The organism is Ruegeria sp. B32 (genome assembly GCF_025141855.1).
Lineage (GTDB): Bacteria > Pseudomonadota > Alphaproteobacteria > Rhodobacterales > Rhodobacteraceae > Ruegeria > Ruegeria arenilitoris.
This window is the reverse complement of sequence record NZ_CP081106.1, coordinates 1,635,914-1,655,456: the sequence shown is the minus strand read 5'-3', so window position 1 is coordinate 1,655,456 and position 19,543 is coordinate 1,635,914. Positions and strand designations below refer to the sequence as shown.

The following is a 19,543-nucleotide window of genomic DNA, read 5'->3' as shown; positions in this document are numbered from 1 at the left end:
ACATGGCCGCTTTGGACCAGACCCAGGTAAAAGAAGGTGTCGATCAGGAAACCGTTGACGCGGTGCGCGAGGTCGGAACCTACAAATACGGGTGGGATACGGATATCGAGATGGAATACGCGCCCAAGGGCGTGAACCCCGATATCGTCAAACTGATCTCGGAAAAGAACGAAGAGCCCGAGTGGATGACCGAATGGCGTCTGAAGGCCTTCGAGCGCTGGACCCAGATGGAAGAGCCCAAATGGGCCATGGTCCACTATCCCGAAATCGACTTTCAGGACCAGTATTACTATGCCCGGCCCAAGTCGATGGAGACCAAGCCCAAGTCTCTGGACGAAGTCGATCCCAAGCTGCTGGCCACTTACGAAAAGCTGGGTATCCCGCTGAAAGAGCAGATGATTCTGGCAGGCGTCGAAGGCGCCGAGGATGCCCCGGCCGAGGGCCGCAAGGTCGCCGTGGATGCGGTGTTCGACTCGGTTTCGGTGGGCACGACCTTCCAAGCCGAGCTGAAGAAGGCCGGCGTCATCTTCTGCTCGATCTCCGAGGCGATCAAGGAGCACCCCGAACTGGTGAAGAAGTATTTGGGCTCGGTGGTTCCGGTGTCGGACAATTTTTACGCCACGCTGAACTCGGCCGTATTCTCGGACGGCTCGTTCGTCTATGTGCCGCCCGGCGTGCGCTGCCCGATGGAGTTGAGCACCTATTTCCGCATCAACGCGGAAAACACGGGCCAATTCGAGCGGACGCTGATCATCGCCGACAAGGGCTCGTACGTGTCCTACCTGGAAGGCTGCACTGCGCCGCAGCGTGATACCGCGCAGCTGCACGCCGCGGTGGTCGAGATCATCGTCGAAGAAGACGCCGAGGTGAAATACTCGACCGTCCAGAACTGGTTCCCGGGCGATGAGAACGGCAAGGGCGGCATCTACAACTTCGTGACCAAGCGCGCCGATTGTCGGGGCGACCGGTCCAAAGTGATGTGGACGCAGGTCGAGACCGGCAGTGCCGTGACCTGGAAATACCCATCCTGCATCCTGCGGGGCGATGACAGCCAAGGTGAGTTCTACTCGATCGCTATCACCAACAATATGCAGCAGGCCGATACCGGCACCAAGATGATCCATTTGGGCAAGAACACCAAGTCGCGCATCGTGTCCAAGGGCATCAGCGCGGGCAAGGCCCAGAACACCTATCGCGGGCTGGTGTCGATGCACCCCAAGGCCAAGAACAGCCGGAACTACACCCAATGCGACAGCCTGCTGATCGGCGACAAATGCGGCGCGCATACGGTTCCGTATATCGAGGTCAAGAACAACAGCAGCCGGGTCGAGCACGAGGCCACCACCTCGAAGGTCGATGACGATCAGCTGTTCTATTGCCGCCAGCGCGGCATGGACGAGGAAGAAGCCGTGGCGCTGGTGGTCAACGGTTTCTGCAAGGACGTGCTGCAGGCGCTGCCGATGGAGTTCGCCATGGAAGCCCAACAGCTGGTCGCGATCTCGCTGGAAGGCTCGGTCGGCTGATGGCCCGCTCGCCGCGCACCCGCAGGGATGATGTCCTGACCGCAGCGTCTTATGCGCTACCGGTGCTGGGCGGCCTGCTGGGCGTGGCCTATGTCAACGTCAACTACACCGATTTCATCAACCCGGTCTGGGCAATCGGCGGCGGGGCGGTCCTGGGATGGATCGCGGCGCGGCTGCTGCGCAGGGTGCTGGGATAGGAACAGACCGGGGCCGGCGCGTCCCGACGATACGCAAAAGGACAAAACATGCTGGAAATCAAGAACCTGCACGTCAAACTTGAGGAAGAGGAAAAGCAGATCCTCAAGGGCGTGGACCTGACGGTCGAGGCCGGCAAGGTACACGCGATCATGGGGCCGAACGGCTCGGGCAAGTCGACGCTCAGCTATGTGCTGTCGGGCCGTGACGGATACGAGGTCACCGAGGGTTCGGCCACGCTGGATGGCGCCGACCTGCTGGAGATGGAGCCGGAAGAGCGTGCCGCCGCCGGCGTGTTCCTGGCGTTCCAGTACCCGGTCGAGATCCCGGGCGTGGGCAACATGACCTTCCTGCGCACCGCCGTGAACGCCCAGCGCAAGGCGCGTGGCGAGGAAGAACTCTCGGCCGCGGATTTCCTGAAACTGGTGCGCGAAAAGGCCAAGTCGCTGAAAATCGACGCCGACATGCTGAAACGCCCGGTGAACGTGGGCTTCTCGGGCGGTGAGAAGAAGCGCAACGAAATCCTGCAGATGGCGATGCTCGAGCCCAAGATGTGCATCCTGGACGAGACCGACTCGGGCCTTGACGTGGATGCGATGAAGCTGGTGGCTGAGGGCGTGAACGCACTGCGCGACGAAGGCCGCGGTTTCCTGGTGATCACCCACTATCAGCGTCTGCTGGACCACATCAAACCCGACGTGGTGCACATCATGGCCGATGGCCGGATCGTCAAGACCGGCGGGCCCGAGCTGGCGCTGGAAGTCGAAAACAACGGTTACGCCGACATTCTTGCCGAGGTGAACTGATGGCCTTGCCCGACGTGAAACAATCCGCGACCGAGGCGCGGCTGGCCACGCTGCGCATGCCCGAAGCCGGCTGCACCCGCGACGCGCGCGAGGCGGCCCTGGCCCGGCTGCGCGCCATGGGTCTGCCCGGGCGGCGCGACGAGTATTGGAAATACACGCGTCCCGATACGCTGATTTCGCCCGAGGCCCCGGCGGCCGAGGTGTTCCACACCGACGAGCCGATGGTCTTTGACGGGTTCGACCGCCTGAAGATCGTCTTCGTCGATGGCGTGTTCAGCCCCGAGGACAGCGATGACCTGACGCTGGAAGGCGTGAGCATCGACCGGCTTGAGGATATCTGCTGCAAGGACATCCACTGGGCCAAGCAGCTGTATGGCGTGCTCGAGGAGCGCGGTCAGACCCCGGTTCAACGCCCGTTGGCGGCCCTGAACACCGCCTTTGCGCAGGATGGCGTGGCGATCCATGTGACCGGCAACCCGTCCAAGCCGATCAGTCTGATCTATCGCCACGACTCCGAGACCTCGGACGCGATCCTGCACCACGTGATCCGCGTGGAAAGCGGCGCCGAGGTGACGATTCTCGAGAACGGTCCGGCGGCCTCGCGGTTCAACAAGTGCATCGAGATCGACATCGCCGATGGCGGCAGGCTGCACCATGTCCGGGCGCAGGGCAGGGACCATCAGCGCCGTGCCGCGACGCATATGTTCACTCGGCTGGGCAAGGACTCCGTCTACAAGTCTTTCACCCTGACCGTGAATGGTGTGCTGACGCGCAATGAACAGGTGGTCGAGCTGACCGGCGACGATGCGGTGGCGCATGTGGCCGGCGCCTGCGTGGGCGATGGCGACTTCCACCATGACGACACGGTGTTCATCACCCATGACGCGGTGAACTGCGAAAGCCGTCAGGTGTTCAAGAAGGTTCTGCGCAACGGCGCGACCGGCGTGTTCCAAGGCAAGATCCTGGTCAAGGAAGGCGCTCAGAAGACCGATGGCTACCAGATCAGCCAGTCTTTGCTGCTGGATGACGACAGTCAGTTCCTGGCCAAGCCCGAGCTTGAGATCTATGCCGACGACGTGGCCTGTTCGCATGGGTCGACCTCGGGTGCGATCGACGAGACCGCGCTGTTCTACCTGCGCTCGCGCGGGGTTCCGGCAAAGGAGGCGACCAACATGCTGACGCTGGCCTTTTTGGCCGAAGCCGTGGAAGAGATCGAAGACGAAGCGCTGGCCGAGGACATCGTCTCGCGGCTGGAAGGCTGGTTGGCGCGGCACAGCTGATGCCGGTGACCACCGATATCGTCGCCTCGTATCGCGGGCCCGGTCGGGTGGTGCGTCGACTGCTGGACATGGGCCCGCGCGAAGACCGCGCGCTGGCCTTTGTCATGGCGTTCTGTGTGATTGGCTTTATCGCACAGTTGCCGGACCTCGCGCGCCGTGCCCATCTTGAGGGGTTGGACCTGAACATGCTGATGGGTGGGGCCTTGCTGGGGTCGGTCTTCATTCTGCCGTTACTGCTTTACGTCCTTGCCTGGGGGACTTATCTGATTTCTCGCATGTTCGGCGGTGCAACCACGTCCTATCAGGCGCGGCTTGCGCTGTTCTGGGCTCTGCTCGCCTCATCGCCGCTGGTGTTGTTGAACGGGCTGGTGGCGGGTTTCATCGGTCCGGGCCCTGTCCAGACGCTGACCGGGGCCCTGTGGGTTGCGGTATTCGTCTGGTTCTGGTTTTCCGGGTTTTCTCAAACACGAAGGGCGCCGGCATGAACGCCGCATTTCTGGGACATCTGGCCGTTCTGACACTGGCAAATCCGGCCGAGGCGGCAAGGCGTCTGTTGACCAGTGTACCCGGTCGGGATGTGCTTTGGACAGCGCTGGCATTGGTCGTTGTCCTGAACGCTTTGTCTCAATCACTGTCGACCCTTGTGTTTCCGGCGCTTGATCCATCGCTGGATATGGCGTTTGAACCGGTTGTGCAGTCGTTGGCGACTTCGGCCGGGGCCGTTCTCTTGGGCATCTTCGCGTTCCATTTTGTCGGCAGGATGCTTGGCGGCACCGGTAGCCTGGAAGGCATGATGCTGCTAATGGTCTGGCTGCAATTTCTGCAGATTCTGGGCCAATTGATCATCTTCGTCATGGTGATGGTTGCGCCGACGATGTTCCTGATCCTCGTATTGGGGATGAGCCTGTACAGCCTCTATATCAGCCTGCATTTCATCAATCAGGCGCACCACTTCGACTCGCTGGGCAAATCCTTCGTGGTCATCCTCATCTCGGGATTGCTGGCGATACCTTTCGTCCTGTTGATGACCCCAAGCGGGCCTGTTTAGGGAATTCGTTCATGTATGACGTCCAGAAAATCCGCGCCGATTTCCCGATCCTCTCGCGTGAGGTGAACGGGAAGCCGTTGACGTATCTCGACAATGGGGCCTCGGCGCAGAAACCTCAGGTGGTGATTGATGCAGTCACCAATGCCTATGCGCACGAGTATTCGAACGTGCATCGCGGATTGCACTACCTGTCGAACCTGGCGACCGAAAAGTACGAATCCGTGCGCGGGACCGTCGCCCGGTTTTTGAATGTTGAGAATGAGGATGAGATCGTCCTGAATTCCGGGACGACCGAGGGGATCAACCTTGTCGCCTATGGGTGGGCCATGCCGCGGATGCAGGCCGGCGACGAAATTGTTCTGAGCGTCATGGAGCATCATGCCAACATCGTACCCTGGCATTTCCTGCGCGAACGCCAGGGCGTCGTTCTGAAATGGGTGGACGTGGATGCAAGTGGTGCGCTGGATCCGCAGGCCGTGATCGACGCCATCGGGCCCAAGACCAAACTGGTGGCGGTGACCCAGTGTTCCAACGTTCTGGGCACCGTGGTCGACGTAAAGGCGATCACCGAAGGCGCCCATGCCAAAGGCGTGCCTGTGCTGGTCGACGGAAGCCAGGGCGCGGTTCACATGCCGGTGGATCTGCAGGATATCGGGTGTGATTTCTACGCTATTACCGGACACAAGCTGTACGGCCCGTCGGGATCCGGCGCGATCTTCATCAAATCGGAACGCATGGCCGAGATGCGCCCCTTCATCGGAGGAGGCGATATGATCAAGGAGGTGTCGAAAGACACGGTGATCTACAACGATCCGCCGATGAAATTCGAGGCCGGAACTCCGGGTATTGTCCAGACGATCGGCATGGGCGTTGCGCTGGACTATATGATGGGTTTGGGGATGGACAACATCGCGGCCCATGAGGCGGGCTTGCGCGACTATGCAATGCAGCGCCTGACCGGGCTGAACTGGCTGCAGGTTCAAGGGACGACGCCCAACAAGGCCGCTATCTTCAGCTTTACGCTGGATGGTGCGGGCCACGCGCACGATGTATCCACCATTCTCGACAAGAAGGGCGTCGCCGTTCGGGCGGGGCACCATTGCGCCGGACCGTTGATGGATCATCTCGGGCTTACGGCCACTTGCCGCGCCAGTTTTGGTCTGTACAACACAACCGATGAGGTCGACACGCTGATCGATGCGCTGGAACTGGCGCACGAATTGTTTGCCTGATTGTTCGTCGCTAAACCGCGTTCCGACATGCAAAATCCAGTTGCACCCGGATCGGAACAAGGTTAGCTAACGGCCAACGCACCTGTAGCTCAGCTGGATAGAGCGCTGCCCTCCGAAGGCAGAGGCCAGAGGTTCGAATCCTCTCAGGTGCGCCACTTTCTTCCAGAGTTTCAAGGCGTAACGCTTCTGCGTCTGTGTATGTCACTGCCGGATGGGCGCTGCGCAGCAAAAAGCCCCGGGCAGTGATGCGCCGGGGCTTTTTGCGGGGTTGGTGAGTGGTAGTGTATTAGCCGCGCCAAGAGCGAACGTCGCCGCAGTCCATGTGCACGAAGTTTGATCCATAGTATTGGCCAACACCGCCGGCACGGCATGAAATTGCTGCTTTGGCCATCTGTGAGACCGAGCGGGAGGCAAGCCGCAGATCCGCAGCCTGACCTTTGACATGGAGAGAGTTCTTGGCGACACCGCGCGACCGACGGCGCAGCATGGCGTTGGTCTGCGGAGAGCGGTAGCCCGACAATAGCATGTAGGGCTCGTTCACATCCAGAAGGTTGTGGGCCGCGGCCATGATGTCGATCGTGCGCAGATCCATGTCCTTTGACTGATCGGTGCGCCAGTCACGCATGAAGTGGTTGATTTCCTTGACCGCGTCTTTGACGTATTTGCCATCGACCCAGTAGATCATATCCAAACGCTCGCCGGTACGGCCCGAATACATACGGATCCTGCGGATGTCTCCGCCCCCGCGAAGGAAGCCTGCTGCGTTTGAGTAGGTTGGTGCTGCAACAACTGCCGTTGCCGCGAATGCGCCCAATAGGGCACGCCGGGTCATCCCCGAGGTACTGCTCTTGGTCATAGCGTGTTTCGTCCCGTACAGTTCCTGCCTGCACACGATGTTACGTGCGCTTTCTTAATTCTTTCCCATCCCAGATGCGGATTTTATGCCACAGAGGGATTCTTGCGCCAAGTGATCTTTTGGTCTTGTGCTTTCTTACGGGGAATTTTCGGCGAAAATCTGCGCAAGTGACAAAAAATGTGGCGAACAGGCCTGAATCCCTTTCGTTTTTTTCCAGACGATGCAAACACGCATCAGGGGGCCGGCGGTGTGATGTGCTGTTGGAAATGTGAGTGGACAATCCCCCGAGGCGTGAAACATAATTGTTGAGCGCAAAAACTAGTGTTCCAAGTTATTGAAAACCAAGGCTATCCCATGAATTCTGTCCGTCGGACCTGTACGATTTTTCTGTTTGCCGCAAGCATCGCCGTGTCGGCCACATCCGTTCAGGCGGCTCCGACCCAGGCTGAGAGTTTCGCGTTTCGGATGGCTGTCGCGGAAAGCGCAGGGACAACCCCGGATATCGCGTCCTTTTATCGAGAACAGGAATTCGCGCCGATTTGGGTCGGTCCTACCTCTGATCATGCGGCGCGTCGGTCGGCACTTATCAAAGCATTGTCCCATGCTCAGATGCACGGGCTTCCGGCCGAACGATATGACGTCGACGGCCTGATGGCGAAGATGGAAAGCGCTCGGTCAAACCGCGATCTTGGAGCGCTTGAGGCAGCGCTGAGCGAGGCCTTTGTCCGCTATGCGCAGGATATTCAGTCCGGGCTGCTGCGCCCGGCTCAGATCGATGCCGGCCTCGTGCGTGCGGTCGAACGGAAGCCGGCGTCGGAACATCTTGCGGCGATGATGAGATCCACCGACGGCTCTTATCTGGCGCAGCTTCCGCCGCAGTCCAGCCAGTACCGGGCGCTGCTCAAGCAGAAGATGGCGCTGCAGTCACTGAACGAACATGGGGAATGGGGGCCGACTGTACCAACCGGAAAATACGAACGCGGCGATACGGGGCCGAGCGTCATAAAACTGCGTAATCGTCTGGTTGCGATGGGGTTCCTCAAGCCCACGGCCAGCCCGGAATATGACGACTCCGTGGTGGCAGCGGTGCAAGCCTTCCAACGCGCCCATGGTCTTGAACCAGATGGTGTCGCTGGCCAGGGAACGATTGCCGAAATCAACAGTTCACCTTCTGACCGGCTCAAGGCGGTGATGGTTGCGATGGAACGTGAACGCTGGCTCCCTCGCGAGAGGGGTGCACGGCACGTTCTGGTCAATCAGGCCGACTTTTCCGCGAAAATCGTCGACGATGGTCGGGTGACATTTGAAACACGTGCGGTGATCGGCAAAAACACCAGCGATCGTCAAAGCCCCGAGTTTTCGGATGTGATGGAGCACATGGTGATCAATCCCAGCTGGCATGTGCCGCGCTCGATCATCACCAAGGAATACCTGCCGAAGTTGCGGGCCAACCCCAATGCCGTCCGGCATCTTGAGATCACCGATCGGCGTGGACGGCAGGTGAACCGCAATGCGGTGGACTTCAACCAGTTCACGGCTCGCAGCTTCCCGTTTGCGATGCGCCAGCCTCCGGGGCAGAGCAACGCTCTGGGGCTGGTCAAGTTCATGTTTCCCAACAAGTACAACATCTATCTGCACGACACCCCCCAGAAGAGCCTGTTCGCACGCGAAGTGCGCGCCTTCTCTCACGGGTGCATTCGTTTGGCGCAACCTTTTGATTTCGCATATGCTTTGCTGGCAAAACAGGAAGAGGACCCCAAGGCCTTTTTCCACAGGGTGCTGGGTACCGGACGTGAAACCAAGGTTGACCTCAAACAGCCGGTTCCGGTTCATCTGATTTACCGCACCGCGTTCGTCGGGCCGAAGGGCGACGTGCAGTATCGGCGCGATGTCTACGGGCGGGATCAGAAGATTTGGGATGCCCTGCAAAAAGCAGGGGTGGCCCTGCCGAACGTTCAGGGGTAAGCACAGGGCGCAAAATCCTGCGACAAGGAAGCCCGCGATGCAGTTCACCTTACAGCAAATCGCCGATGCTCTGGGGGCGCCGGCCGAGGGAAACACCACCCTGACGATTCTGAGGGCGGCCGAGCCCAAGGATGCCGGTCCGACCGATTTGGCTATGGCGATGGCTCCGAAATACGCCGAAGCCCTGGCTGAGGGTCAGGCGCGTTGTGCCGTTCTGTGGGAGGGTGCCGACTGGCGCGCACTGGGTCTGGAGGGCGCCGTGTTCGTTGGCCGCCCCCGTATGGCAATGGCCGGAATTACCACGATGCTGGACCGGGGGCAGGGTGTCGCGCCCGGGATCCATCCTTTGGCGGTCGTGGACCCGACGGCCGAGATCGCCGGAGATGTGTCCATCGGGCCTCTGGCCGTTGTCGGCCCCCGGGCCCGCATCGGATCCGGAACGGTGATCGGCGCCCAGTGCCACGTTGGTATGGATGTCGTGTTGGGCCAGAACTGCCTGTTGCGCGAGATGGTCAGCATCGGCGCGCGTGCCATTATCGGCGATCGCTTTATTGCGCAACCCGGAGCCAGGATCGGCGGGGATGGGTTCAGCTTTGTCACGCCCGAGGTTTCTGGTGTGGAAAACGTGCGCAAGACCATGGGCGACGCCGGAGACGCCAAAGCGCAGAGTTGGTTGCGCATCCATTCTCTGGGTGCGGTCCAGATCGGCAATGATGTCGAGGTTGGCGCGAACTGCACCATCGACAATGGTACGATCCGCAACACCGTAATCGGAGACGGCTCCAAGTTGGACAATCTTGTTCACGTCGGGCACAACACCCAGGTCGGCAGGGACTGTCTGCTGTGCGGTCAAACCGGAGTGTCCGGTTCGGTCGAGATCGGCAACAACGTGGTTTTGGGTGGCCAGACCGGAGTCGTCGACAATATCTTCATCGGTGACGGCGTGATCGCGGGCGGCGGAACCAAGATACTTTCGAATGTCCCGGCAGGTCGTGTGATCATGGGCTATCCGGGCGTGAAAATGGAAACGCACACCGAAATCTACAAGGCGCAGCGTCGGCTTCCACGCATAGCCCGTGACGTAGAGGCGCTTAAAAAGACGGTTTTCAAACCCTCGTCGAGCGATTAAATCAACCGCAACGCGACAATCAGGGGAACGACATGAGCATCAGCGACCGCGTCATCGCAATCATTGCAGAGCAGGCCGTGCTGGAGCCGTCCGACGTGACGCCCGAAAGCTCTCTGGAAGATCTCGGGATCGATAGCATGGGCCTGGTTGAAAGCATCTTTGCCATCGAGGAAGAATTCGACATCTCGATCCCCTTCAACGCCAACGAACCGACGGCAAGCGATTTCGACATCTCGAATGTTGCAGCGATCATTGCCGGGATCGAAAAACTGGTCGCGGAAAAGGTCTGATCCGGGGCCATGAAACGGGTTGTCATCACCGGCGCTGGCACGATCAATTCGCTGGGCCATTCCGTGCCCGACACCCTGGAAGCGATGCGCGAAGGCCGTTGCGGCATTTCCGAGCTTGAATTTCGTGATGTCGACCGACTGAGCATCAAAATTGGCGGCCAGGTCCGCGGGTTCGAGGCCGAGGGTCGGTTCAATCGCCAGCAGATGGCGCTGTATGACCGTTTCACGCAATTCACTCTGACTGCGGCCAAAGAGGCGATCGACCAGTCGGGGCTGGAGTTTCATGGCGAATTGGCCGTTCGGTCGGGGGTCGTTCTGGGAACGGCCGGCGGTGGTGTTTCGACCTGGGATGACAACTACCGCTCGGTCTACGAAGACGGGAAGAACCGGGTCCATCCATTCGTCGTGCCGAAGCTGATGAACAACGCGGCGGCAAGCCACATTTCGATGGAGCACAACCTCAAAGGCCCCAGCTTCACCGTTTCGACGGCCTGTGCATCGTCCAACCACGCGATGGCGCTGGCGTTCCAGATGGTGCGCAGTGGCGCCGCCCCGGCGATGATTACCGGCGGGTCGGAATCCATGTTGTGTTTTGGCGGGGTCAAGGCCTGGGAAGGCCTTCGGGTTATGTCGAAGGACGCCTGCCGGCCGTTCAGCGCAAATCGCAATGGCATGGTTCAGGGCGAGGGCGCCGGTGTGTTCGTATTCGAGGAATACGAACATGCGCGTGCTCGAGGCGCTGAAATTCTGTGTGAGGTTGCGGGCTATGCGATGTCTTCGGACGCGACGGATATCGTGATGCCCAGCAAGCAGGGCGCGGCCCGTGCCATGGCCGGGGCCTTGAAGGACGCCGGGCTGAACGCAAGTGACGTGGGCTATATCAACGCCCACGGCACCGGAACCGCCGCCAATGACAAGACCGAATGCGCAGCAGTAGCGGATGTGTTCGGACGCCATGCCGACGATCTGATGATCTCGTCGACCAAATCCATGCACGGCCACCTTATCGGCGGAACCGGCGCGGTTGAACTGCTGGCCTGTATCATGGCTGTCCGTGACGGCGTGATAGCGCCGACCATAGGGTATGAAGAACCCGACCCGGAATGCGCTTTGGACGTCGTACCAAACGAGGCGCGCGAGGCCGAGGTGAATGTGGCATTGAGCAACGCCTTTGCGTTTGGCGGTCTGAACGCGGTGTTGGCCCTCAAGAAGGTATGAAAAAAGCCGCCATCGGGGGATGGCGGCTTTGGTCATTCATCTTGGCGTGATCAGTTGGTGTTGACCTCCAGGCCGTCAAAGGCAGCGGTAAATCCGCTCAGCGACAGATCCATGTTGATAACCTGATCGGGCGCGCGTGCGGGCACCAGTGAAATGGTAGCCTTCGTTCCCGCTTTCATCGCGTCAATGTCGCCCTGCGTCAGACCCAGCTGTGCAACACAACCGACCGGAACACAGTGATGATAGTTGTACAGCTTGCGCGGTGCGCCATCGATCGAGATGGCCAGTTGTGCTTGCAGCAGAGTTTCCAGAGGAACAATGACGTTCGCCCAGGCCGCGGCGGCACCACCGGCGGGCAGCTTGCCAACGGTGATCTCGGCCAGAGGTTCATTCTGCGCACCGTTGAGAATCTGAACCATCGCACAGGGGTCATCGCCGGATTGCGCCTTGATGCAGGAGATCTCCCAGTCGCCCGACTTCTCGCGGACATATTGCTCGCCGACACGCGGGCCGCTTTGACCCAGATCCAGGTCGGAGCCGGTATTCGTGGTCTGACCGGCTTGGGTCTGCTCTTGAGTTTCAGTCGTGGCTTCCTGGGCGAACGCGCCTGAGCCCAGCAATGCAGCCGTTACCAGGGTGGCTGGAACAAGTTTGGTGATCATCAGTGCCTCATTGTGCTGATACAGCTTTTTCAAACGTCTCTAGCATTCCTGCTCGGCCATGTCAGTTGCAAAGCGCGCGCTGCACGCGGGATTGGACGGATTTTCGCCGACCCATCGGAGGCCACCTGAAGTGACGCCGAGAAGCCTTTGAGTACAAACGACAAAGGGAGCCGTACGTGCGGCTCCCTTCAATAAATGTATCTCCCCGTCGGACTGGCCGACTTAGTTATGCCCGAACGTTACGAGAGGCGAACCCAGTGGTCAACTGCTAACAGCGAAATTTAATGTTTCCACAAGCAGAAACTTGGCAATTTCAAAAAAAGGGCTGTGCCCGAAAGCACAGCCAGTCGACAGGGAGGAAGTTTGCCCACCACACGAGGGAATTGCGAGGCGGGCAAAATCACTATCGCAGTCAAAGGTTAAGTTTGTATGGTGGTGCCGGGACGCTAAGTTTTGGGACGTATCAATATGACGGAAAACGTTTTTGTCGGCGGTGGCGGTGTTGATTACAAGCAGCCGCAGGGTTTGACGCTGAAATATTCAAACAGGCACGGCTTGATTGCCGGTGCAACGGGGACGGGCAAGACCGTGACCCTGCAAATCCTGGCCGAAGGGTTCTCGCAGCAGGGTGTTCCTGTTTTCCTGTCTGACGTCAAAGGTGACCTGTCCGGACTGGCGCGTCCCGGCAGCCCCGATCACAAGTTGCATCAGGCCTTCATGGACCGTGCCCAGCGTATCGGGTTTGCCGATTACTCCTATGCCGCGTGCCCGGTCACGTTCTGGGATCTGTTTGGTGAGCAGGGCCACCCTGTCCGGACAACGGTTACCGAGATGGGGCCGCTGCTGTTTTCCCGGCTTCTGGACCTGAGCGAAGCGCAGGAAGGTGTGCTGAACATCGCCTTCCGGGTTGCGGATGAAGAGGGAATGCCGCTGCTGGATCTCAAGGACTTGCAGGCTCTTCTGGTCTGGATTGGTGAAAACCGGTCGCAGTTGTCCCTGCGCTATGGAAATGTCTCGACCGCTTCGATTGGCGCCATACAGCGACGATTGCTTGTGCTGGAGAACCAAGGCGGCGCACGGCTGTTTGGTGAGCCTGCGCTCGAACTGTCGGATTTGATGCGCCTGGATGAAAACGGCCACGGGATGGTCAACATCCTGGCTTCTGACAAGCTGATGGGCGCGCCCGGGCTGTATGCCACGTTCCTGTTGTGGCTGCTGAGCGAACTGTTCGAAGAACTGCCCGAAGTCGGCGATCCCGACAAGCCCAAGCTGGTCTTTTTCTTCGACGAAGCCCATCTGTTGTTCGATGATGCGCCCAAGGTTCTGGTGGACAAGGTCGAGCAGGTCGCGCGATTGATCCGATCCAAGGGCGTTGGGGTTTACTTCATTACTCAGAACCCGGCCGATATTCCCGAAGATATCCTCGGGCAGTTGGGCAATCGCGTCCAACATGCCTTGCGCGCCTTCACCGCGCGGGATCGCAAGAATTTGCGGCTGGCCGCGGAAACCTATCGGGAAAACCCGGCCTTCGACACGGAAACCGCGATCCGGGAGGTCGGAGTGGGTGAGGCGTTGACCTCGATGCTCGAACGGAAGGGCGCGCCCGGTATGGTCGAGCGGACATTGATACGTCCGCCGGGTTCACAACTGGGCCCGATTACCGACGCCGAGCGCAAGGCTGTGATGGCGGCGTCTCCGATGGCTGGGAAATACGAAACGCTTTTGGATCGCAAATCGGCATTCGAAATCCTGCAGGCGCGCGCGGCCAAGGCCGCGGCCGAGGCCGAGGAAGCCGAACCCGAGGAGCAAGACGACACCCGGTCGGTGTCCGAGCGGGAGTATTCGGCGGCGCGCAGATACAGCGGCAGCAGAGTAGGGCGATCGTCTGCACGATCGGTCCGAAAGCAAGACAGCTTTGCCTCTGCCATGAGCGAGGCAGTCATCAAAGAGCTGAAAGGAACCACAGGACGCCGCATCGTTCGCGGCATCCTGGGCGGGCTGTTTCGCAACCGCTGAGCATCATCGCCCTGCCAGCCGAACTGGCGGGGCGTGCGGCGTCAGCGCTTGAGGCGCCGCTGTCCTTCCTGCTGACAATAGGCGTCAGCTTCGGGAACCGACATCTTGGTGGCCGGGAAATCAATCGCGCGATCCCAGTCAACCCGATCCTGGCGATACAGTTGGCAGGTCACGACGCCCTTGGGCGTCTGGACCTGGACGGGTGTGGTTTCCAGTTCACGGGGGCTCGGGATACATCCGGCCACAACAGCCAGGACCGGAATCATAAGGGCAATTTTCTTTGTGGAAGTCTTCATGGTGCAAAAAGCTTTTCTTCTGGGTCAGAGTTTACTCGTTACGAATGGCGCATCAGGTGAGTGGTCTTTCGAACAATATGCGCCGGTATGGTTCATAGAGTGTGAATGCGTCTATTGATTTTTCAAGCCGCAATCAAGAAACCGCGCCATTCGCATGGCGCGGCCTGACGGTTTCGTGATGAAAGATGTCTACTTCTCGGGGATCAGGCCCCTTGGGCTGAATCTGAGAACAATCAGCAGGATAAGCCCCATCGTGAACAGGCGCATATGTGCCGTGCTTTCGATCAGGTGGGCCTTAAGCGCGCTGCCATCTGGCATGCTGGAAGTGATCAGGTTCATAAGCCACAGACCGATCGGTTCGACCTCGACCCACAGGAACCAGATCAGAAAGGCCCCCAGGACCGAGCCGAAGTTGTTACCGGAACCGCCGACGATCACCATCACCCAGACAAGGAAGGTGAACCGGAGCGGTTGGTAGGCGCTGGGTGTCAGCTGGCCGTCCAGCGTCGTCATCATCGCCCCGGCAATGCCACAGATGGCCGAGCCCAGAACGAAGATCTGCAGATGACGGCGGGTGACGTCCTTACCCATGGCTTCGGCGGCGACCTCGTTGTCGCGGATCGCGCGCATCATGCGGCCCCACGGGCTTTTGAGCGCCATCTGAGCCATCCAGAGCAGGATGAGAAGCACGATCAGGAACAGGAATGCATAACCCAGTTTCACCCACAGGGTCGAAGCGGTCACCGGGTCCAGCCCGAATGAGGCTGCACGTTCGACGAAGGACGGGTCGCTCTGCAGGTCAATCTCATAGCCCACGATAGGTGAGGGGCGGGGGATGCCGTAGACGTTCTTGACCCCTCGGGCCAGCCAGTCCTCGTTTTTCATGATCGCAATGATGATCTCGGCGATGCCCAGCGTGGCAATCGCAAGGTAGTCCGAGCGCAGACCCAACGCCGTCTTGCCAATCAGCCAGGCAGCGCCCGCGGCCAACAGCCCTCCCGCCGGCCATGCAAGCAGCACTGGAAGATTCAGTCCGCCGATATTTCCGGCAATGGCTGGGTCGATGGCTTCGACGGCTGCGATGCTCGGGTCGAACACCGCGCGATAGACGAAGAACCCGACGATGAGGATTGCGATGATCGCCAGCGTTCGTGCCCGGCCCTTGGGCATTTTTTGCGCGGCCATCACGGCTGCGACAACGGTCGCCGCCCCCAGCAGAAGCGCCAGCACGATCCCGTATCCGCCCGCGGACCAGGCTCCGGGTGTCGGAGGGGTAGAGACCAGCACAACCGCAAGTCCGCCCAGCGCAACAAAACCCATGACGCCGACATTGAACAGTCCGGCAAAGCCCCATTGCAGGTTCACACCGATCGCCATGATCGCGGAAATCAGACCCATGTTCAGAATCAAGATCGCCGTGTTCCAGCTTTGAACGAAACCGGTCAGCAGGATCAGCCCGCCGACAATCACGAAAAGCAGGGTGTTTTTGACTGCTTCGTTCATACCGCTTTCCCCTTGAACAGACCTGTTGGCTTGAACAGAAGCACGATCAGCAGAATGACGAAGCTGACGGCGAACTTGTAATCGGTGGACAGGAACTGCACCAGGCCCGAAGGTTCGAGGCTTTCCGGGGCAAGGTAGGTCAGCACCTTCTTCCAGGCATAAGTGATCGTGACTTCGGAAAAGGCGATGATGAATCCGCCTGCGATCGCCCCAATCGGGTTGCCCAATCCGCCCACGATGGCAGAGGCAAAGATCGGCAGAAGCAGCTGGAAATAGACGAATGGCTTGAAGCTCTTGTCCAGCCCGTAGAGAACCCCGGCCGTCGTGGCCAGTGCCGCAACGATGATCCAGGTGATCATCACCACACGTTCCGGGTTGATGCCGGACAACAAGGCCAGATCCTCGTTGTCGGAATAAGCGCGCATCGACTTACCGGTGCGGGTTTTGTTGAGGAACCAGAACAGCAAAGCGACGGCAACGACGGCGACGATCACGGTGATACCCTGCGAGGTCTTGATCGCAAGCCCCTCATCCAGCCCGGTCATCTTTTTGAAATCTCGCGCAGAAATCAGGAACCGTGCCCCATCCGAGAACCTTTGGTCATCGGGACCGATGATGAAGCGCACCAGCCCATTCATGATGAACATCACACCCATGGACACGATCACAAGGATCACAGGTTTGGCCTTTTGCTCGCGGTAGAACCGATAGACCAGCCTGTCGGTGATCAGCACCAGAAGGATGCACCCGAGGATCGCAAACGGAAGCGCCAGAAGCGCCGTCGGCAGGGGCCCGAACCCGATCCCTGCGGCCTGAAGACCCCAGGTGACCAGCACGGCAATCATTGCGCCGAAGGCCATCGTATCCCCGTGGGCAAAGTTGGAAAACCGCAGGATGCCGTAGATCAGGGTGACCCCCAGCGCCCCAAGTGCCAACTGGCTGCCATAGGCAACCGCAGGCACGATCACAAAGTTCGCAAGCGCAACAAGCGCATTCAGTAGGTCCATTATGTTCTTCTCACTGTCCGGGTGCGGCTTTATGGCATGACGCCGACGAAAGACACAACAATTTGGAGCATGATTTTTGCGGCTTTGTGCATGTTTTTATGCGGTTTGGCGGACATTCATCACACGCGCTCCAACCGTCTGCCGATCCCCGAAAGAAAAAGACCGCGCCACCATGTGGGACGCGGCCTGAAATCGCAGATGATTGCTGGACTAGGCTCCGGTTTCCATGCATTGGCCGCGGTCATTCTGAAGGACCGGACGGCGAATGGACAGGTTGTAGGACAGATCAGGGCTTTTGACGAAGAAGGTCATGACATGCTGTTCGGTCGCCAGGATGAACGTCATGTTGTTCAGTCCAGGAAACACCTGAGCATCCCCGGTCGTGTCACCGAATTTGACCGATCCCTTTTGCTCGCCTTCAAGCCGTGTCAGCCGGTACTCGGTTCCATCAATATCCGATATGCACACAAACTCGCGTTGCTGAGCCACAGCGCCAGTTGCCAAGTGTGCGACCAGTGAGGCGATCATCCATTTCTTCATTTTGACTTCCAATTTTTGTGCCCCCCAATTGGGGCGCGTTTCGGGGATTGGTGTAGTGGTTCGGGCGCAGCGATATTTTTGAAATTTGACCTGATTAAAGCAGCAGATTGGCATTCCGAGAAATCCCACAGGCTTTTTGAACCGGTGCGGTGCCAGGAAATAATTTATATTTTTCAGATGCCTAATAAGGGTTCTCAGGAAGAAGGGTGTGGCCGGCAACGCCGATTGCCATCTTCTGGCCTTCAATTTTGCGCAAAGCGATTAAGCAAAAGGGCCAGCCGAGAATCCCGACCGGCCCCATGAAAAAACCGAATTCTGAAAAGCGTCGGTTAACCGCCCAAAAACGACTTGCGCACTTCCTCGTCCGCCAGCAGTTCCTTGCCGGTTCCCGTGTATGCATTGCGGCCTTGGACCAGCACATAGCCCTTGTCGGCGATCTCAAGTGCCTGGCGGGCATTCTGCTCGACCATCAGGATCGGAAGGCCAGTGCGCGACACTTCGATGATGCGGTCGAACAGTTCGTCCATCACAATCGGCGAAACGCCCGCAGTCGGTTCGTCCAGCATCAGCACTTTGGGCTTGGTCATAAGCGCGCGGCCGACGGCCACTTGTTGGCGCTGACCGCCCGAGAGCTCGCCCGCCGCCTGGTTGCGTTTGTCTCTCAGGATCGGGAACAGCTCAAACACCTGTTCCATCGTGTCCGAGAAATCATCCGTGCGGATGAACGCGCCCATTTCCAGATTTTCCTGAACAGTCATCGAGGTGAAAATGTTCTGCGTTTGGGGCACAAAGCCCATGCCTTTGATCACCCGGTCCTGTGGGCTGAGGTTGGTGATGTCCTCTCCATCCAGCCGCACCGATCCGGCGCGCACGTCCAGCATGCCGAAAACGGCCTTCATCGCGGTGGATTTGCCAGCGCCGTTGGGGCCGACGATCACGGCGATTTCGCCCTTGTCCACGGCGATCGTACAATCGTGCAGAATGTCGGGGCCTTTGCCGTACCCGCCGGTCATGGTGTCACCGATCAGGAATGGACCGCCTTCTACCCGGTGGGTCTTGCCGCTGACCCGATGGGCCGGCGTCATTGTGCCGATGCCATGCGTGTTGGTAATCGAGGCGTCCTTGTTGCCCTTGTCGTCCTGATAGGGATTGTCGCTCATGCCCCGGCCTCCAACTGGTCTTTGTTCTTGAGCCCAGTGCCCAGATAGGCCTCGATGACGTGCTCGTTGGCCTTGATCTCGTCCAGCGTGCCTTGCGCCAGAACCTTGCCCTCGGCCATGCAGATCACCGGATCGCAGATCTTGCCGATGAAATCCATGTCGTGTTCGATCACGACGAAGGTATAGCCGCGTTCCTTGTTCAGACGCAGGATCGTATCGGCGATGGTCATCAGCAGGGTGCGGTTCACGCCTGCGCCGACCTCGTCCAGGAACACGATCTTGGCGTCCACCATCATCGTGCGGCCCAGTTCCAGCAGCTTTTTCTGGCCGCCCGAGACCTGACCCGCCTTGTGGTCGGCCAAGTGTTCGATAGTCAGGAACTCCAGCACCTCGTCGGCCTTGGCGCGCAGGGCGCGTTCCTCATCCGCAATCCGCTTGCGGCCGAACCATGTGTTCCACAGCGATTCACCGGATTGGCCACCGGGGACCATCATCAGGTTTTCGCGGCATGTCATCGACGAGAACTCATGCGCGATCTGGAAGGTGCGCAACAGCCCCTTGTGAAACAGATCATGGGGCGGCAGGCCGGTGATGTCTTCGCCATCCATCCAGACCTTGCCGCTGGTCGGAGGCAGAACACCCGCGATCACGTTGAAAAGAGTAGTTTTTCCGGCCCCGTTTGGACCGATCAGGCCAGTAATCGAGCCCTTTTCGATTTCCAGCGATGCCCCGTCCACCGCATGGAAACCGCCGAAATGCTTGTGCACGTCCTCGACGACGATCATGTGTTCCCCTGTCCGCGGCTTTCGCGGTTCTT

Annotated in this window: 20 protein-coding genes and 1 tRNA gene; 13 read left to right on the top strand and 8 right to left on the bottom strand. The window is 59.3% G+C overall.

The genetic code is table 11. The annotated features are described in order from the left end of the window. Window positions 1–2: 2 nt before the first annotated feature. The 8 genes from sufB to K3752_RS08420 all read left to right on the top strand — a co-directional run bounded on the left by sufB (window position 3) and on the right by K3752_RS08420 (window position 6,239). Entirely contained in the window at window positions 3–1,523 is a 1,521-nt protein-coding gene (gene sufB, locus K3752_RS08455) for a Fe-S cluster assembly protein SufB (protein ID WP_170339113.1), read from the top strand. Further along, on the top strand, window positions 1,523–1,720 hold the full coding sequence (locus K3752_RS08450) for a hypothetical protein (protein ID WP_170357889.1): 198 nt from the start codon (window positions 1,523–1,525) through the stop codon (window positions 1,718–1,720). Before sufB ends, K3752_RS08450 begins: the two co-directional genes overlap by 1 nt. Window positions 1,721–1,768: 48 nt before the next feature. Further along, complete coding sequence (gene sufC, locus K3752_RS08445; RefSeq protein WP_170357887.1) at window positions 1,769–2,524, top strand: Fe-S cluster assembly ATPase SufC; 756 nt, start codon at window positions 1,769–1,771, stop codon at window positions 2,522–2,524. Beyond that, window positions 2,524–3,804, top strand: a complete 1,281-nt coding sequence (gene sufD, locus K3752_RS08440; RefSeq protein WP_260066145.1) for a Fe-S cluster assembly protein SufD — start codon at window positions 2,524–2,526, stop codon at window positions 3,802–3,804. The genes sufC and sufD overlap by 1 nt, the downstream gene beginning before the upstream one ends. Further along, window positions 3,804–4,289 (top strand): YIP1 family protein, encoded by a 486-nt coding sequence (locus tag K3752_RS08435; RefSeq protein ID WP_260066144.1) that lies wholly within the window; start codon window positions 3,804–3,806, stop codon window positions 4,287–4,289. Before sufD ends, K3752_RS08435 begins: the two co-directional genes overlap by 1 nt. After that, window positions 4,286–4,852, top strand: coding sequence for a Yip1 family protein (locus K3752_RS08430; protein ID WP_260066142.1), 567 nt, complete (start codon window positions 4,286–4,288; stop codon window positions 4,850–4,852). The genes K3752_RS08435 and K3752_RS08430 overlap by 4 nt, the downstream gene beginning before the upstream one ends. Before the next feature lie 11 nt (window positions 4,853–4,863). Then, window positions 4,864–6,084, top strand: coding sequence for a cysteine desulfurase (locus tag K3752_RS08425; protein WP_222456670.1), 1,221 nt, complete (start codon window positions 4,864–4,866; stop codon window positions 6,082–6,084). A 78-nt stretch (window positions 6,085–6,162) separates the two neighbouring features. Continuing rightward, a tRNA-Arg gene (locus K3752_RS08420) sits at window positions 6,163–6,239 on the top strand. A 131-nt stretch (window positions 6,240–6,370) separates the two neighbouring features. Here the strand turns inward: K3752_RS08420 and K3752_RS08415 are convergent. Beyond that, window positions 6,371–6,940 carry a DUF882 domain-containing protein gene (locus K3752_RS08415; RefSeq protein WP_170338571.1) on the bottom strand — a complete coding sequence of 190 codons (570 nt, stop codon included), beginning with the start codon at window positions 6,938–6,940 and terminating at the stop codon, window positions 6,371–6,373. A gap of 354 nt (window positions 6,941–7,294) precedes the next feature. Here K3752_RS08415 and K3752_RS08410 point away from each other — a divergent pair, with 354 nt between their 5' ends. From K3752_RS08410 to K3752_RS08395, 4 genes are read left to right on the top strand one after another with little or no spacing between them, the layout of a single operon-like run. Continuing rightward, the gene (locus K3752_RS08410) at window positions 7,295–8,905 is read left to right on the top strand and encodes a murein L,D-transpeptidase (protein ID WP_260066139.1); all 1,611 of its coding nucleotides are present in this window, start codon (window positions 7,295–7,297) and stop codon (window positions 8,903–8,905) included. A gap of 37 nt (window positions 8,906–8,942) precedes the next feature. After that, on the top strand, window positions 8,943–10,034 hold the full coding sequence (gene lpxD / locus K3752_RS08405; RefSeq protein WP_260066137.1) for a UDP-3-O-(3-hydroxymyristoyl)glucosamine N-acyltransferase: 1,092 nt from the start codon (window positions 8,943–8,945) through the stop codon (window positions 10,032–10,034). 32 nt (window positions 10,035–10,066) lie between these two features. Further along, window positions 10,067–10,324, top strand: a complete 258-nt coding sequence (locus K3752_RS08400) for an acyl carrier protein (RefSeq protein ID WP_093962086.1) — start codon at window positions 10,067–10,069, stop codon at window positions 10,322–10,324. 9 nt (window positions 10,325–10,333) lie between these two features. Beyond that, the gene (locus K3752_RS08395; protein WP_093962085.1) at window positions 10,334–11,542 is read left to right on the top strand and encodes a beta-ketoacyl synthase; all 1,209 of its coding nucleotides are present in this window, start codon (window positions 10,334–10,336) and stop codon (window positions 11,540–11,542) included. 50 nt (window positions 11,543–11,592) lie between these two features. Here the strand turns inward: K3752_RS08395 and K3752_RS08390 are convergent, their stop codons facing one another. Beyond that, window positions 11,593–12,204 carry an invasion associated locus B family protein gene (locus K3752_RS08390; RefSeq protein ID WP_260066134.1) on the bottom strand — a complete coding sequence of 204 codons (612 nt, stop codon included), beginning with the start codon at window positions 12,202–12,204 and terminating at the stop codon, window positions 11,593–11,595. A 468-nt stretch (window positions 12,205–12,672) separates the two neighbouring features. Between K3752_RS08390 and K3752_RS08385 the strand changes: the two genes are divergently transcribed. After that, window positions 12,673–14,220: a DUF853 domain-containing protein gene (locus K3752_RS08385; RefSeq protein ID WP_260066132.1), complete on the top strand. Its 1,548-nt coding sequence runs from the start codon at window positions 12,673–12,675 to the stop codon at window positions 14,218–14,220. 41 nt (window positions 14,221–14,261) lie between these two features. Here K3752_RS08385 and K3752_RS08380 read toward each other — a convergent pair whose 3' ends face one another. From K3752_RS08380 to K3752_RS08355, 6 genes are all read right to left on the bottom strand, one after another. Continuing rightward, window positions 14,262–14,516, bottom strand: coding sequence for a hypothetical protein (locus tag K3752_RS08380; protein WP_170371019.1), 255 nt, complete (start codon window positions 14,514–14,516; stop codon window positions 14,262–14,264). 189 nt (window positions 14,517–14,705) lie between these two features. Beyond that, complete coding sequence (locus K3752_RS08375) at window positions 14,706–16,019, bottom strand: branched-chain amino acid ABC transporter permease (protein WP_170403078.1); 1,314 nt, start codon at window positions 16,017–16,019, stop codon at window positions 14,706–14,708. After that, window positions 16,016–17,026, bottom strand: a complete 1,011-nt coding sequence (locus K3752_RS08370) for a branched-chain amino acid ABC transporter permease (protein WP_093962081.1) — start codon at window positions 17,024–17,026, stop codon at window positions 16,016–16,018. The genes K3752_RS08375 and K3752_RS08370 overlap by 4 nt, the downstream gene beginning before the upstream one ends. Before the next feature lie 210 nt (window positions 17,027–17,236). Next, the gene (locus K3752_RS08365; RefSeq protein WP_170528590.1) at window positions 17,237–17,566 is read right to left on the bottom strand and encodes a hypothetical protein; all 330 of its coding nucleotides are present in this window, start codon (window positions 17,564–17,566) and stop codon (window positions 17,237–17,239) included. A 329-nt stretch (window positions 17,567–17,895) separates the two neighbouring features. Next, complete coding sequence (locus tag K3752_RS08360) at window positions 17,896–18,726, bottom strand: ABC transporter ATP-binding protein (protein ID WP_170338588.1); 831 nt, start codon at window positions 18,724–18,726, stop codon at window positions 17,896–17,898. Then, on the bottom strand, window positions 18,723–19,511 hold the full coding sequence (locus tag K3752_RS08355) for an ABC transporter ATP-binding protein (protein ID WP_093962961.1): 789 nt from the start codon (window positions 19,509–19,511) through the stop codon (window positions 18,723–18,725). Before K3752_RS08355 ends, K3752_RS08360 begins: the two co-directional genes overlap by 4 nt. Window positions 19,512–19,543 lie beyond the last annotated feature (32 nt).